General features: G+C 64.9%; 15 protein-coding genes. 8 read left to right on the top strand and 7 right to left on the bottom strand.

Annotation, left to right across the window (positions count from 1 at the left end; genetic code table 11):
- Positions 1-160: 160 nt before the first annotated feature.
- The 4 genes from AWB89_RS09495 to AWB89_RS09485 all read left to right on the top strand — a co-directional run bounded on the left by AWB89_RS09495 (position 161) and on the right by AWB89_RS09485 (position 2,608).
- Positions 161-637 carry a cytidine deaminase gene (locus AWB89_RS09495; protein WP_169716586.1) on the top strand — a complete coding sequence of 159 codons (477 nt, stop codon included), beginning with the start codon at positions 161-163 and terminating at the stop codon, positions 635-637.
- A 173-nt stretch (positions 638-810) separates the two neighbouring features.
- Positions 811-1,509 (top strand): hypothetical protein, encoded by a 699-nt coding sequence (locus AWB89_RS26965; RefSeq protein ID WP_142282493.1) that lies wholly within the window; start codon positions 811-813, stop codon positions 1,507-1,509.
- Between the two features lie 428 nt (positions 1,510-1,937).
- Entirely contained in the window at positions 1,938-2,174 is a 237-nt protein-coding gene (locus tag AWB89_RS09490) for a type II toxin-antitoxin system Phd/YefM family antitoxin (protein WP_085100071.1), read from the top strand.
- Between the two features lie 20 nt (positions 2,175-2,194).
- On the top strand, positions 2,195-2,608 hold the full coding sequence (locus AWB89_RS09485; RefSeq protein ID WP_085101406.1) for a type II toxin-antitoxin system VapC family toxin: 414 nt from the start codon (positions 2,195-2,197) through the stop codon (positions 2,606-2,608).
- A gap of 879 nt (positions 2,609-3,487) precedes the next feature.
- Here AWB89_RS09485 and AWB89_RS28270 read toward each other — a convergent pair.
- The 3 genes from AWB89_RS28270 to AWB89_RS09470 all read right to left on the bottom strand — a co-directional run bounded on the left by AWB89_RS28270 (position 3,488) and on the right by AWB89_RS09470 (position 7,130).
- Positions 3,488-4,801, bottom strand: a complete 1,314-nt coding sequence (locus tag AWB89_RS28270) for a PE family protein (protein ID WP_142282492.1) — start codon at positions 4,799-4,801, stop codon at positions 3,488-3,490.
- A 739-nt stretch (positions 4,802-5,540) separates the two neighbouring features.
- Positions 5,541-5,744, bottom strand: coding sequence for a cold-shock protein (locus AWB89_RS09475; RefSeq protein WP_085100065.1), 204 nt, complete (start codon positions 5,742-5,744; stop codon positions 5,541-5,543).
- Positions 5,745-5,849: 105 nt separating this feature from the next.
- Positions 5,850-7,130 carry a DEAD/DEAH box helicase gene (locus tag AWB89_RS09470; RefSeq protein ID WP_085173538.1) on the bottom strand — a complete coding sequence of 427 codons (1,281 nt, stop codon included), beginning with the start codon at positions 7,128-7,130 and terminating at the stop codon, positions 5,850-5,852.
- A gap of 378 nt (positions 7,131-7,508) precedes the next feature.
- On the opposite strand from AWB89_RS09470, the gene AWB89_RS09465 reads away from it, so the two are divergent.
- A complete protein-coding gene (locus AWB89_RS09465) occupies positions 7,509-9,083 on the top strand; it encodes a PPE family protein (RefSeq protein WP_085173124.1) in 1,575 nt (524 codons plus the stop codon).
- On the opposite strand, the gene AWB89_RS09460 is transcribed toward AWB89_RS09465, so the two are convergent.
- The gene (locus AWB89_RS09460) at positions 9,080-9,658 is read right to left on the bottom strand and encodes a carboxymuconolactone decarboxylase family protein (protein WP_085173123.1); all 579 of its coding nucleotides are present in this window, start codon (positions 9,656-9,658) and stop codon (positions 9,080-9,082) included. The two genes, AWB89_RS09465 and AWB89_RS09460, sit on opposite strands and share 4 nt — an antisense overlap.
- Positions 9,659-9,690: 32 nt before the next feature.
- Between AWB89_RS09460 and AWB89_RS09455 the strand changes: the two genes are divergently transcribed.
- A complete protein-coding gene (locus tag AWB89_RS09455; protein ID WP_241520454.1) occupies positions 9,691-10,212 on the top strand; it encodes a cupin domain-containing protein in 522 nt (173 codons plus the stop codon).
- A gap of 3 nt (positions 10,213-10,215) precedes the next feature.
- On the opposite strand, the gene AWB89_RS09450 is transcribed toward AWB89_RS09455, so the two are convergent.
- Genes AWB89_RS09450 through AWB89_RS09440 form a run of 3 tightly spaced genes read right to left on the bottom strand, consistent with a single transcriptional unit; the run spans position 10,216 to position 12,129 of the window.
- Entirely contained in the window at positions 10,216-10,881 is a 666-nt protein-coding gene (locus AWB89_RS09450) for a nitroreductase family protein (protein ID WP_085173121.1), read from the bottom strand.
- Positions 10,882-10,903: 22 nt separating this feature from the next.
- Complete coding sequence (locus tag AWB89_RS09445) at positions 10,904-11,617, bottom strand: 2OG-Fe(II) oxygenase (RefSeq protein WP_085173119.1); 714 nt, start codon at positions 11,615-11,617, stop codon at positions 10,904-10,906.
- On the bottom strand, positions 11,617-12,129 hold the full coding sequence (locus AWB89_RS09440) for a methylated-DNA--[protein]-cysteine S-methyltransferase (protein ID WP_085173117.1): 513 nt from the start codon (positions 12,127-12,129) through the stop codon (positions 11,617-11,619). The genes AWB89_RS09445 and AWB89_RS09440 overlap by 1 nt, the downstream gene beginning before the upstream one ends.
- Before the next feature lie 140 nt (positions 12,130-12,269).
- On the opposite strand from AWB89_RS09440, the gene AWB89_RS09435 reads away from it, so the two are divergent.
- Together AWB89_RS09435 and AWB89_RS09430 are read left to right on the top strand one after the other, a co-directional pair.
- Positions 12,270-12,773 carry an RNA polymerase sigma factor gene (locus AWB89_RS09435; protein ID WP_085173115.1) on the top strand — a complete coding sequence of 168 codons (504 nt, stop codon included), beginning with the start codon at positions 12,270-12,272 and terminating at the stop codon, positions 12,771-12,773.
- Complete coding sequence (locus AWB89_RS09430) at positions 12,770-13,384, top strand: methylated-DNA--[protein]-cysteine S-methyltransferase (protein ID WP_085173113.1); 615 nt, start codon at positions 12,770-12,772, stop codon at positions 13,382-13,384. Before AWB89_RS09435 ends, AWB89_RS09430 begins: the two co-directional genes overlap by 4 nt.
- The last annotated feature ends 33 nt before the right edge of the window (positions 13,385-13,417 follow it).

Genomic DNA, 13,417 nt, shown 5'->3' with positions numbered 1-13,417 from the left:
CAGTTGGCTTGATCTCAAGCCGATACGCCAAAACTCCGAACGGCGGTATCTTTGCAGATTATGATCATGAGGCGTTCACTTGTCGGCGGGGCCGGCGCAGCTAGTTCTCGGGCAGTTCACCCATTGGACGTCATCCAACGAGCCACGATCGTCGGAAGTAATGATGAATAAGGACCCTCGAGATGGTCAAAGCGATGAGTTGGCTGCGACACACACCTCAGAGTCGGACCTGTTGCGGCGCGACCCCAGCATAGATGCGCATCGTCTTTGCGAGGCTGCCGGTGCAGTGGCTCTGCGCGCCTATGCTCCGTATTCACATTTTCGAGTCGGCGCCGCGGTTCAGGTCGACGATAAAATTTTTGTCGGTGCGAACATTGAAAACGCAACCTTCGGTGCCACAGTTTGTGCGGAACGCATCGCCCTGGCCAACGCAAAGATAGCCGACGTCGGCACGGTTCGCGCACTAGCGTTGCATTTTCCTGATGCTGACAGTGATGCCCCTATTACCTCCATGGTTCCGTGTGGAATATGCCGTCAATGGCTGACCGAATTATATCCAGAATGCCTCGTCATCATTTGTCAACGCGATCGTGTTTTCACCATGCGGGAACTCCTACCAAACCCATTCGTGTTGTAAGCAGAAATTGGCAGGATCCACCGGACGAGAATCACGCGCCACTACCTGACAAGCCGGGTACCTGCGGAGATCGATTTCACGTCGCGACTGGCCTCTCACGACGCAAATTAGTGTCTGGATCTGACAGCAACTTGATTCTTACATATGACGCGCGATATTGGTATGCTATCTGCGTGTCCACGGACGATGCTACAGATGCTGATGGGGACGATGAGATGGTCGATCAACAGGACCAGCCGGATCAAATAACTTTGCTCGACCTTCTTTATGCCGTGGTTGCAACAGATCTCGGTATGCGGGTTAACGCGGCGGATCTAAGTCAGTTCAGCTGCGCCGATTGGTCCACAATTGCATTGGTCGGATCGGTGATCATTTTGAGCTGGATCGGATTCCACAAAAACCGGACGGCCGTGTATTCGGAGCGCAAACCTGTTGGCTCGATGAATTTCTGCTCGCCACGATTTGCCCAGTTCATGGCTTCAGTTGTTGTGGTTGTCTTGTATTTCGCGATGGGTATACAGCTCAGCTTGCCGGGCAAAGACAACCCAAGCCCTCCTGCTCTTGATGTCCGAGAAGAGCGGATGGCGTTAATGCTACTACTTATATTCGGTGCATACGTGATTTGGGATCTATTAGACATCGTTGAGGCGAACATAGCTAATTCTAGCGACTGGAGAAAGCGTGCAGCGAAGGGCGCGCTCGTTACCGCCGCTTTCCTGCTTCTATTTGCGCTAGTATGGGGTGGTACATACTGGCTTTTTGGAGCTGTGGTTCCCGGCGTGTGGTTGATTTTCGGTATAAATATCGTTCTGATCTTGTGTCTATGGTTCTTCCGTGTTGCTCAAGACACGTGGGGAAACACCGCTAGTTGAACGGGCGCAATCCGGAGCCGATCAATACTCTGCTGTCGCGATGCTCATCGGAATGTTATGCCGGACAACGAGTTAGGCATCAGTTCGACGTATCCACCCCGCTATCTGACATGAATACTGTTGTGCTGGGCATGATTTGAAAGGTGGATACGCGCAGTTGACGTTTGCATGACGGCTCAGACGGTTGGCCAATCTCATTCTGTGACTGGTTGATCCAGTTCTAAACTCGGAGTTAGTGACCTCTAGCGATATCGAGGATATTGCATTGGGCGCAACGGCAACGCCCTTGTCACCGACGCGGCAGGCCGCATCCCGTAGTCATACCAGCTCCGTGTCATACCAGCTCCGTGTCATCCCAGACGGGCAGGACCAGTTGGCGCAGGTCGCGCCTTCCGCGCCACCGTCTCACCGGTGATACACTGGCGTGTATGGACACAGTGACGGTGCGCGAACTCCGGAACAGCGGAGGAGAAGTTCTGCGGCGCGTGGAGCACGGTGAGCGCATCGTCATTACCCGGGACGGCACGCCGGTAGCAGAGCTTCGCCCTCTGCCTCGTTCCAGCGCCGGCCCAGCGGAACTGATTCGTCGCCGTAAGACTCTTCCACAGGTAAACCCGAACGCCCTCCGGCACGACATCGACAACCTGATCGACCCGTCGCTGTGACGGAAGCCCAGGACCGCGGGATGCTGGATACCTCCACAGTGATCCTGCTAGGCCAGATATCCGACCCAACCGAGCTCCCCGACGAATCGGTGATTAGCGCGATAACGCTGGCCGAGCTTTCCGTAGGTCCGCACGTCTCGCGCGACGATGCCGAGCGCAGTGCCCGCCAACAACACCTCCAGCAGGCCGAGGCGGACTTTGACGTACTTCCGTTCGATGGCGACTGCGCCCGAGCATTTGGCAGCGTAGCGGCCGCACTGCGCGCGTCGGGGCGCAAGCCGGCTGCGCGAGCATACGACGCACTCATCGCAGCCAGCGCAATCGCACATGCGGTGCCGCTATACACGTGCAATCCCGCCGACTTCGCAGGAATCCCGCGACTGGAGCTCCGATCGGTCACCCACCCGTATCACCAGCAGGGAACTGACAAATAGCGATGAAAAGCGTTGGGCAGCAATACGATATGTAGTCGTTTACCGGTAACCTCTTGATCGAGAAGACGCCAGTCATATTGGGGATCGGCGATGCAGTGATCTTCGATGCGACACGACTCGAACATGAGACGACGCCGTTGATCGCAACGGCCGGGAATAAGCAGCCGCAAAGGATAGTGCTCGTCGCCCGTTATTACCTACAACCTTAGGGCCCGGCCAGCTGCCAGCCCAGGCCTGGAGGTGCCGGCTTCACGACGGCGTTCCGAGCCGCCCGCCGAGCGGGGTGGAGGCTATCCCTGATTCCTGATGAATACGGCGGACTTAACTTGACATAATGTCGCTTATCGGCATAACTCAACCGCAGCTGGCGGCCCGGCGACTCGGTGGCGCACCCGCACTGGACGATCGACCACCGCGAGCATGGCTCGTCGACATCGCCTTCCGCCCGCAATCGCACGCTTTCAACCGACGGCACCGTCCGTCCGCTCGACCGACCATCGACAGATGTGGACCCAACCGGAACCGTGACGGCCGGCCGGGCCACCCGTCGCGACCCGGCGAGCCCTTCCTGCTTCTGCCCACCGCACGACCCCCAATACGTCACTGTGACGAATTGGCTTGGTGCGCACGGTCATTCAGTCCGGGCCGCCGCGCACCGGACCGCGCGACCCACGACCGTAACCGCTGCGAGCCCCGGCCAACGCATGGCCATTTTCGTGGCCGACCGATCGCATGCCACCCGCGCGCGGAGCGATGGGACCGCCGAGGCGTCGGTTCCCGCCGGCCGGACGCACTCGCCCACCGCCGGCCGCAGAAGGTCTATGCGACCCCATTCCGTCACGTGACGATTCGCCGCTCTCCACCGGCCCGGCGCGCCGGCTAGAACAACGGCGAAAGGCCCGAGTTGATTATCGCCGACAGGTCGTTGAAGTTGTCCGTCCACGTGGCCGGCGTCCCGCCGTTGGCGAGCGTCGTCGCGATGGACTGCGGGATCTGCACCAGCATGGTGTCGACAAGACCGGCACCCAAAGGACTTTCGGCGGACGTCAAGAGCCCGGCATACGAGATGTCGAACGTCGACGCGTATCCGTTGAGGAACGCGCCGGTGCCGGCGGCGGGCACATTCAGCACATCGGACAACGCCACCAGCGGTTGCCCGGCGTTCCACGCATCCACGGCGGCCTGCATGGTGTCGGCCACCGCCTGGGACGTGCCGAACGAGATACCCAATGGTGCAAGCAGAAGTTCCAGCCCGATGCTCGGCAGCTGTTGGGACAGCACGTTGGTGAAGTTCTGCGATATCAGGCCGGGAATCTGGAGAAGGTCGACCAGCGAGCCTGCCGTCGGTATCAACGAGACCAGGATCCCGGTGTTGAAGGTGTTGACGGAAGAGCTGATGTTACCGGCTGCGATGCTGGTGAACAGCGTCTGCAGATTCTGCGGCATCTGTTGCAGGAGAGGTTGCAGGCCGCCACTCCAGATCAGCGACAGATCGCTACCGGCCCTGCTGGCGAACGCGATCTGGTTGTGGACCACCTGCGCCAGGATCGGCAGCGGATCGGCCTGCATTTCCGCGCCGATCTGCTGAAGGTTGGTCCAGGCACCGGTGATCACATTGGCCCACGGGCCAATCGGCCCGGGCAGCGCGCCCAGGTTGAGCCCGGAGGCGCCGGCGCTTCCGGCCAGATTGGCGACACCGGTCTGGACGGACCCGGCGACGGTGGTCAGCCCCTGCTGCAGGACAAGCGGCGAGCGGGCGGCCGCCGAGATGGTCGCCGCCACGCGGGCCTCCCCGGCGCCGATCGCTCCAGTCGACGCCCCGGCGCCGATCAGCGGTTGCCCCAACAGCGTCTGCGTGGGTGCACTGACGAGGCCCAGCACCTCACGTTCAACCTTTTGCAACGGCGCCGCATTCGCCGCTTCCGCGGCCGCATACGAGGCCGACCCGGCGCTCAAGGCCTGTACGAACTGATCGTGAAACGCCGCGGCCCGCGCACTGAGCGCCTGGTACCACTGACCATGCCCGCCGAAGAGCTTTGCGATCGCCGCCGATACCTCGTCACCGGCCGGAGCCAACACCTCCGTGGTGGGACCCGCCGCGGTCGCGACGGCAGATTTGATCGTCGAGCCCAGACCGGCCAGGTCCGACGCCGCGGCATCAACAATTTCCGGAGCTGCGACCAACAACGACATCACGCACCGCCCACCAAGTCGGGCGTCATGACAGCGGCGCCGATCGGCGGAATTGCTTGCCGCCCGGCCTGCAATCGCGCAGCGGTAATACGCGGTTCTAGCTGGCGCGTACGACGGTCCATACCGCCCAATTTCGAGGTCAAACGCGAATCTACCAACCCCCCAGGATTACCCGTACGGAAGCCCAGTTCCACGACCGCTCCTTTGCTAGTTGTTGGAAACGATGCTTCGCAACATCACCGGTCCGGACATTACCCAAGGGTAAGTTCGCGCACAAGACATTTGTTGAATATGCATTCAATGTGGCTTGAGCTGCGCTTTCGCGTACATAGACCGGGGAGCATGCGGCTGTAGCCACGCCAGCTAACCACTGCGCTTAAGCCGCCCCGAGGGCGGGCTTATTTGCTGACCTAATTTGCCACTTGATTGCTCATGAAGCCGCAAAATGCCCGACAACGAGGGGAGTTAAGGCGGGCCTAACGGTAGCTGCGACGCCGCCATTTCGGATCCGAAAGAATGGCGGGCGGGACTTGAGTTCCCTTCCCCTTCCGGCGCTCAGCAATCCGTCATTCCCGCGCGGCGACGGGCATTCCGGGACCGATATGGGGGCGCACGGCGCGGCCACTGCGGCGGGTTCTGCAACGGGAATCCGGTAAGCAGCACGCCCATCGCGGGCTACGAAAAAGTCCAGTGGGCTGGTGCGAAGCAACGCACCAGCCCACTGTCGCGAGTCTGTGTTTTAGACGGCAGAGACTCCGATTGCCTGGGGCCCCTTGGCTCCTTGCCCAACCTCGAATTGAACGCGCTGGTTCTCCTCGAGTGAGCGGTAGCCGCTCCCCTGGATCTCGGAGTAGTGCACGAAGAGGTCCTTCGCACCGTCGTCAGGGGTGATGAAGCCGAAGCCCTTGTCCCCGTTGAACCATTTCACAGTTCCCTGTGGCATTTACTTTCTTCTCTCATTTCAAATGCGGGATGTACCAATAACATCCACACGACCAAATTAGCACGAGCCGGTCCGTTCACGAAAACCGTTGTGCCGCTGCGATAATTAACGCTGCGCGGGGCCGGAGCTCCGGCGGCCACGTCTGCGGCCGGCGCTGCCCGAACGGCGGGTCTGCGATGGGTGCGGCGTGACCGCCTTCCTCGGCGCGGGAGCCCGATAGGGCGCCAGTTCACCGACCACCGCATGAACGGCCGCCGAGTCGACGGTGACCTCCTGCGGGGTCACCCGGATGCCTGCGCGGCGCATCAGCGCGTTTGTGTCCTTGCGCTGCTCGGGCAGGACGACGGTCACGACGTCACCCGCGTTGCCCGCCCGCGCCGTTCGCCCGGACCTGTGCAGGTAGGCCTTGTGCTCGGCAGGCGGATCGATGTGCACCACCAACTCGATTCCGTCGACATGCACGCCGCGCGCGGCGATGTCGGTGGCCACCAACACGCGCGCCTCGCCCGTGCTGAAGGCGGCGAGGTTCCGGTCGCGTGCCGGTTGGGATAGGTTGCCGTGCAGATCGACCGCCGGAACACCGGACTCGGTGAGCTGCTTGGCGAGCTTACGCGCTTGATGTTTGGTGCGCATGAACAGGATTCGGCGACCACTGCCGGAGGCGAGCCGGTGTACCAGCTCCTTCTTGGCCTGTGCCCCGGAGACGTGGAATACGTGGTGGGTCATCTCGGACACCGGCGAGTGGGAGCCGTCGACGGAGTGCAGCACCGCGTCGCGCAGGAAGCGGTCGACGAGCTTGTCGACGCCGTTGTCGAGGGTGGCGGAAAACAGCAGCCGCTGGCCGCCGCTCGGCGTGGCCGCCAGTATGCGAGTCACGCCGGGCAGGAAGCCGAGATCGGCCATGTGATCGGCTTCGTCGATCACCGTCAGCTCGATCGCGTCCAGGCTGATCAGCCGTTGCTTCATCAGGTCTTCGAGCCGACCGGGGCACGCCACGACGATGTCGACGCCGGACTTCAGCGCCGCCACCTGCCTGCCCTGCGGTACGCCACCGAAGATGGTGGTCACACGCAGGTCGTTGGCGGCGGCCAACGGTTCCAGCGTCGCGGTGATCTGGCTGGCCAGCTCGCGCGTCGGGGCCAGCACCAGACCCGACGGCCGCGACGGACGGCGGGGACGGCCCGCCAGCCTGCTGACCAGAGGGATCGAGAAGGCGAGCGTCTTGCCGCTGCCCGTCTTGCCGCGGCCGAGCACGTCGCGGCCGGCGAGCGTGTCGGGAAGCGTTTCGATTTGGATGGGAAATGGGTGGGTGATCCCCCGCGCGGTCAGCACTTCGATGAGCGCTTCGGCCACGCCGAGATCGGCAAATGTCTTGCCAGTGGTCAAGTTGATGTCTTTCAGCGTTGTTGTGCCGAGTTGGCGGCGCAATGCGCGCGATCGTCAGCACAGGGTGGCGAGATTGCCGTTGGGCAAAATCGATCGCCGCGATACGAACTGTGCCGGGTTTCAGTGCGTCAGCCACGGGATCGGGCCGGCGCCGGAAGGAGGAAGAAGCGTTTCACGACGTGCTGGCCGTCCAGTCAGACAGCCAACGTTCCCCATAGCTTAGCAGCATCGCGATCTTGTCCCCGCCCACCCACCCGATGGCCCGAGGGAATGCGGGCCAGACCGCTTGATTACTCCGCAACTGCGGTAATAATAAACTTCTACAGCTGTTTCTACGGTGTACTGTCGAGGGGGACCTGTGGCGCGGTTGGGTGGGCCGTGACAGCCCCGGTCTGGATGGCGTTCCCGCCGGAGGTGCATTCGGCATCGCTGTCCAGCGGGCCCGGCCCCGCCTCCTTGCTCACGGCGGCGGCGGCCTGGCACTCATTGAGCGCCGAATATGCCGCCGCGGCAGATGAACTCGCAGCCATGCTGAGCGCCGTGCAAAGCGGTGTCTGGCAGGGCCCGAGCGCCGCGCAATACGTCGCCGCCCACGCGCCATACATCGCGTGGCTGGCGCAAGCCAGCGCCGACGCCGCCGCGGTTGCCGCTCAACTCGAGATCGCCGCCACCGCCTACACGACGGCGCTAGCCGTGATGCCGACGCTGGCGGAGCTGGCCGCCAACCACGCCACTCACGCCGTGTTGGTGACCACGAACTTCTTTGGCATCAATACCATTCCGATCGCCCTCAACGAGGCGGACTATGTGCGGATGTGGATCCAGGCCGCCGCCACCATGAGCACCTATCAGGCGGCCTCGACGATAGCGGTGGCGGCCGCGCCGGGCAGCACACCGGCGCCCCGGATCATGAAGGCGAACAACGACGCCATGGGGAATTCGGGAGGCATGGGTTCCGGCTCTGGTTCGGAGATGGGCTCAGGCATGGGCGGCATGGGAAACATGCCCGGGATGGGCACCGGCTTGCCCACCAACGCCGAACAGTGGTGGCAGGCCATCTTTCCCTTCAACCCATTTGGTCCCCCCACGACGCTGCAGCCGAACCTTTCGATGTTCCTGTCGCGCGCCGAAACGATGATTCCCATGTACGCGAACAACCCCGAGCAATTGATGGAAGCCCTCGTGCTGCTGGGAACCCAGTTCGTCGTTCATCGAACCCTGGTGTTGATCAACATGTTCTACAACTACCCGACGTTGATGGCCACCCTGCCCGCCTTCGTCGCCAACAATCCGATCTATTCCCTGGGCGTGATCGCTCCCCTCGCCACCATGCCCGTCGGGGCGACCGGCGGATTCGGCGGTCTCGCCGGACTCGCCGGCGTGGCCGGACCAACGCCGGTGGCGGCGTCAGCCCCGCCGAGCCCGATCGCGACGGCACCGGGCCCGCCGACCGGCGCCGTCGCTTCGGTTACGGAAATCGCGCCATCACCGGCCCTGGCGCCGACGGCGCCAACACCTACAACTTCAGCCCCGCCGGGAGTCGCGCCGCCACCACCGGTCGCGGGCCCAGGTGAAACGGCCGGCGCGCACGGCTTTATCACCCAGTACCTGGTCGCCGCTTCCCGGACCGGTTCGCAATCGCGTTCCCGCGCCACGGCTCACAGCCCGGCGGCGCAGACTGCCGCGGCGCCGGCTTCCGTGGCGGCGCCGGCCGCCGACCGCACTCCGGGGCGAAAGTCCGCCGCGACGAAGGATGTTGGGCGGGGCTACCGCTACGAATACCTGGATGCTTCGCCGGTCGCGTCGGGGCGCGAGGCGGGCCCGCTGGGTTTCGCCGGCACCCGCGACCACCCCGCCGCGCGCCCGGCGATCGGATTGACCACGTTGCCCGCGGACGCCTTCGGTGGTGGACCGACCCTTCCCCTGCTACCCGGCAGTGGACAGACCGGTTAGCCCGTCGCCACCACCGATTCGGAGTTCCACGGCGCCAGCCGTTCGGACGACGCCGGCGACTCGGGGAGATCGTCACTGACGTCCCAGGAAGCGGCGAGCCGCCCGACGCCCAGTGCGACCGCGCAGTGCACACCGAGCTCCACCAGCTGGTCCTCGCTGAAGTGCTCGCGCAGCTCGTGGTACACCGCGTCATCGATGGCGAGATGGTCGGTGGCGAAGAGCTCGGCGAAGCGAAGGGCAGATCGCTCTGCCTCCGAGAGGTTTTCGGCGTCGGCCGGCCGTTCCAGCGAGCAGACGGCGTCCGCGTCGAGGCCGTCGTCGATGGCGCTCTGGTAGCGCACCGCCATGCAGCTTCGGCACTGGTTGAAAAACGCGATGCGCAGCCGCACCAACTCGAGCAGCCGGGGCGGCAGCGTCCCGTCGGCGCGCAGCGCCGCGGTCACCGAGCCGAGCGCCTCGGCGACCGCGGGGAGCCGACCCATGATCGCGGCCACGCCGAGGTTGATCCGATCCCCTTGGCCGAGATCTTGCGTCGGCACCGCGGCGAACGCTTCCGAAGGCGCGATTCGCGTCAATTCACCGTCTCCTCTATCCAGTTGGTGTATGGATGAAAACCATTCACTGGACACTACGACACTTCGTTGCTCTGATAGAAGGGCTCTTGCAGGCGGCGAAGTCCGACGAAAGGACCACATCGATGCGTCCACGCACCGTAGGCGTTCTCCCAGTTGTGGTCGCACTTTCATTCGTCACGCCGCCCGGCCAGAGCTTTGCCACACCCGATAGCGGGGTGAATTCGCAGACGCTGAACCAATCCTCGCAAGACGGAAGGGATTTCGTCATCCGCGAAAGTACGATCGCCCCTGGCGGCAGCACGGGGTGGCACTTCCACGACGGCACGTTGGTCGGAGCGATCAAGCAAGGAACGCTCACCCACTACGCCGCCGACTGCTCGGTCGACGGCGTCTACAACCCCGGTGACACGCTCAACGAGCCGGCAGGACCCCAGCACGTGCACCTGGGCCGCAATCTCGGCGCGACGCCGGTGATCTTGGAGATCATCTACGTCCTCCCGGCGGGCAAACCCCTGGCCGAGGACGCGGCAAACCCTGGCTGCCCGTTTTCTTGAGACCTACCGGCCGAACGGTGCTCCGTCGAAGCGCTCGCGGGTCACGAATTCCGGAACCGGCCGTCGTCGCAGCTTTGTCACCTGGCGCACCGGCTTGCCCAGCGGCACGACGGCGGCGATAGCGTACGGGTCGGGCACGCCGAGCAGCTCCTTGACGCGCGGCTCCTCGGCCACGGCCATCGTGGTCAACACCCCGCCGTAGCCCTCGTTGCGCGCGGCCAGCAACACGTTCCACACGAACGGGTACACCGAGGCCCCGGGCACCACGCCGACGCGATCCAATTCCTGGTCGGTGGCGGCGACGACGGCGAGGTCCAGGCAGATCACCAGCACCACCGACGCCTCCCGAATCGGGGCCCACATCTGCGCGGGCGGCTCGGTCGCGTCGACCGTCGACGCGTCGGGGCCGCTCGGCTGCAACGGATTCCACGGCGACTCGCCGTGTGCGAGCTGCGCCGTGTAGCGGCGGGCGGCGGGCAGTCCGAGGTCGGCCAGGGCCGACCGGGTCCGCTCGTCGCGCAGGACGATGACGCGCACGCCCTGCCGATTGCCGCCGGTCGGCGCGAACCGTGCGTTGTCGAGGATGCGCAGCAGTACGTCATCGGGAAGCGGGTCCTCGGCGAATTCGCGCACGGCGGGCGTGGATCGCAAGACGTCGTAGAGCTCCATCAGCCCATCGTGCCCCAGGCGGTCAGGCGGCGTCGTGGAAGATCAAGCCGAGCGTGCACCGCTCACCGGAGCGGACCACCGAAACCCCGTGGCGCACGGGGGCGGCCGACCAACCCCGCGTCGAGCGGACGGGGCGTTCCCGGGTGGTGAACACGTAGCCGTGCCCGTGCGGCAGCGTGGTGGCGGTGCCGCGTGATTGCGCTCGCGGCCGCTGCTCGACGAGCAGGAACTCACCGCCGGTGTGCGCCACGCCCGGCTCGTTGAGATTGATCACGACCTGCAGCGGAAAGACGAGGTCCCCGTAGAGGTCCCGGTGCAACGCGTTCCAGTCACCGGGCCCGTATTTGAGCAGCAAGGCCGTGGGTTTGGTTTGCCCGGCGCGATGGCATAGGTCCAGCCACTCGTCGAGCGTGTCGGGCCAGGGCGGCTCGCGGCGCAGCTTGGTCCACCAGTCGCGGGCGATCGGCAGGAGCCGGGGGTAGAGCGCCTGCTTCAGCTCCTCGATCGGCTGCGGGTAGGGCCGCTTGAAGTAGCGGTATTCGCCCTGCCCGTAGCGGTGGCGCGTCATGTCGATGGTGGCGCGAAACAGGCCGTCGTCCCGGTAAAGCCCGAGCACCGACGCGCACTCGCGCGGAGTCATCAGCTGCGGAAGCAGCGCTCCGCCAACGTCATTCATGTCGGCGGCGACCGCCTCCCAGTCGGCGGCCTGCACCCGCCGGTCCCATTTCGAGGGCATCAGAACAATCGGCCCGCCGCCGCGGGTATCGGCGCCTCCAGGTCGAGCAGGAACCGCTTGCGCTTCAGACCCCCGGCATAACCGGTGAGTTCGCCGTTCTTGCCGACCACGCGGTGGCACGGGACCACGATGCTGAGCGGGTTTCGGCCGACCGCTTGGCCGACTTCGTAAGCCGTGGTGCCGTCGCCGAGTTGCGCGGCAAGCTCGCCGTAGGTGGTGATCTCGCCATACCCGATGTCGAGCAACAGCTCCCAGATTCGGCGCTGGCGTGGATCGCCGGCCAGGGCGATCGGCAGGTCGAACCGGGTGCGTTTCCCGCTCAGGTACTCGCGCAGCTGCTCGACCGCCCGACCGAACAAAACGTCGGCGCCCGCCTCGACGTAGCGCCCGAGGGCCGCGGCCGTCGGCGGATGCCAATGGTGCCGGAAATACACGCCCGTCAGAGCGTCTCCGTCGGCGGCCAGGGTCAGCTCGCCCACCGCACTATCGATCCGCGTGTGTCGTGTCTGCATCGTTGCACCTCCTTTCACGGTAAACGATGAGCGCCGGGGAAACGTGAGCTCTAGATTCGTTGCATCCGCTTCTCACATTCGACAACGCTCCGGCGTCTTCCCAGTGAGCGTCGCCGAATGTCAGGGAGGAACCACGAACGGTGAATGTCCCTCGGCACGTCAAGCCGCCGTTCGAGACCGTCGTGGTCAGCCACGGTGCGACGGTGTTGCGGGTCGTGCGGGCGGTGGTCGGTCACGCCGACGCCGACGACGCCTGGTCGGACACGTTTCTGGCCGCGTTGAAGGCCTACCCGCAGCTGCCGGGCGACGCCAACGTCGAGGCGTGGTTGGTGACGATCGCGCATCGCAAGGCGATCGACATCGCCCGCGCGACGTCGCGGCGGGCCATTCCGCTCGCCGATCCCCCCGACTCCCCCGTCCCCGAGCGGGCCGACACCCGCGATCCCGACCTCGACGCCGCGGTGGGCGCGCTGCCACCCAAGCAGCGCCAGGCGGTGGCCTACCACTATCTGGCCGGTCTCCCCTATTCCGACATCGCCGCGATTCTCGGCGGCAGCGTGGCCGCCGCCCGGCGGGCCGCCGCCGACGGGATCGCCACCCTGCGACGCACCTACCCCCGCCTCACCACAAGGAACCACGAATGACCACACCCGATCTGACCAAGCACTACCCCGTCGACCGCGAGCACCTTCGCCGCCTGCACGCGCGGCTGGAGATGAATGCCGAGGCCGGCGGCCTGCTCGACATCGCTTATCGCACAGTGGATTCCGCCGTGGGACCGCTGCTGTTGGCGGCCACCCCCCGAGGGCTGCTGCGGGTGGCGTTCGCGAACGAAGACCGCGCCGGTGTGCTGCAGGACCTCGCGGAGCGCGTCAGCCCGCGGGTGCTCGAGTCGCCCGCCCGGCTGGATCCTGTCGCGCGGCAACTCGACGAGTATCTCGACGGCCGTCGCCGCCGCTTCGACGTCGCGCTGGACTGGTCGCTGTCCCAAGGTTTTCGGCGCACGGTGCTGGAACACCTCAGCGCCGACGTCGGCTACGGCCAGACCGCCAGCTATGCGATCCTGGCCGGGCTGTCCGGCTCCCCCAAGGCCGTGCGCGCCGTCGGCACGGCGTGCGCGACCAACCCGATTCCCATTTTCGTGCCGTGCCACCGCGTGGTCCGTTCCGACGGAACGATGGGCGCCTACCGCGGCGGTGCCGCAGCCAAGCGCGTCCTGCTGGATCTCGAGCGGCGTGCGCGAGAGTGCAACTAGCGACGCGTTTCTCGAGTGGCGACGTCGGTAGGT

It is taken from the genome of Mycobacterium paraense (assembly GCF_002101815.1).
Lineage (GTDB): Bacteria > Actinomycetota > Actinomycetes > Mycobacteriales > Mycobacteriaceae > Mycobacterium > Mycobacterium paraense.
This window is presented reverse-complemented; position numbering and strand designations above follow the sequence as displayed.

Coding starts and splice junctions, on each gene's coding strand:
- AWB89_RS09495 (WP_169716586.1), top strand. CDS start 161: ATGATGAATAAGGACCCTCGAGATGGTCAAAGCGATGAGTTGGCTGCG.
- AWB89_RS09490 (WP_085100071.1), top strand. CDS start 1,938: ATGGACACAGTGACGGTGCGCGAACTCCGGAACAGCGGAGGAGAAGTT.
- AWB89_RS09485 (WP_085101406.1), top strand. CDS start 2,195: ATGCTGGATACCTCCACAGTGATCCTGCTAGGCCAGATATCCGACCCA.
- AWB89_RS28270 (WP_142282492.1), bottom strand. CDS start 4,801: ATGTCGTTGTTGGTCGCAGCTCCGGAAATTGTTGATGCCGCGGCGTCG.
- AWB89_RS09475 (WP_085100065.1), bottom strand. CDS start 5,744: ATGCCACAGGGAACTGTGAAATGGTTCAACGGGGACAAGGGCTTCGGC.
- AWB89_RS09455 (WP_241520454.1), top strand. CDS start 9,691: ATGAAAACCATTCACTGGACACTACGACACTTCGTTGCTCTGATAGAA.
- AWB89_RS09450 (WP_085173121.1), bottom strand. CDS start 10,881: ATGGAGCTCTACGACGTCTTGCGATCCACGCCCGCCGTGCGCGAATTC.
- AWB89_RS09445 (WP_085173119.1), bottom strand. CDS start 11,617: ATGCCCTCGAAATGGGACCGGCGGGTGCAGGCCGCCGACTGGGAGGCG.
- AWB89_RS09440 (WP_085173117.1), bottom strand. CDS start 12,129: ATGCAGACACGACACACGCGGATCGATAGTGCGGTGGGCGAGCTGACC.
- AWB89_RS09430 (WP_085173113.1), top strand. CDS start 12,770: ATGACCACACCCGATCTGACCAAGCACTACCCCGTCGACCGCGAGCAC.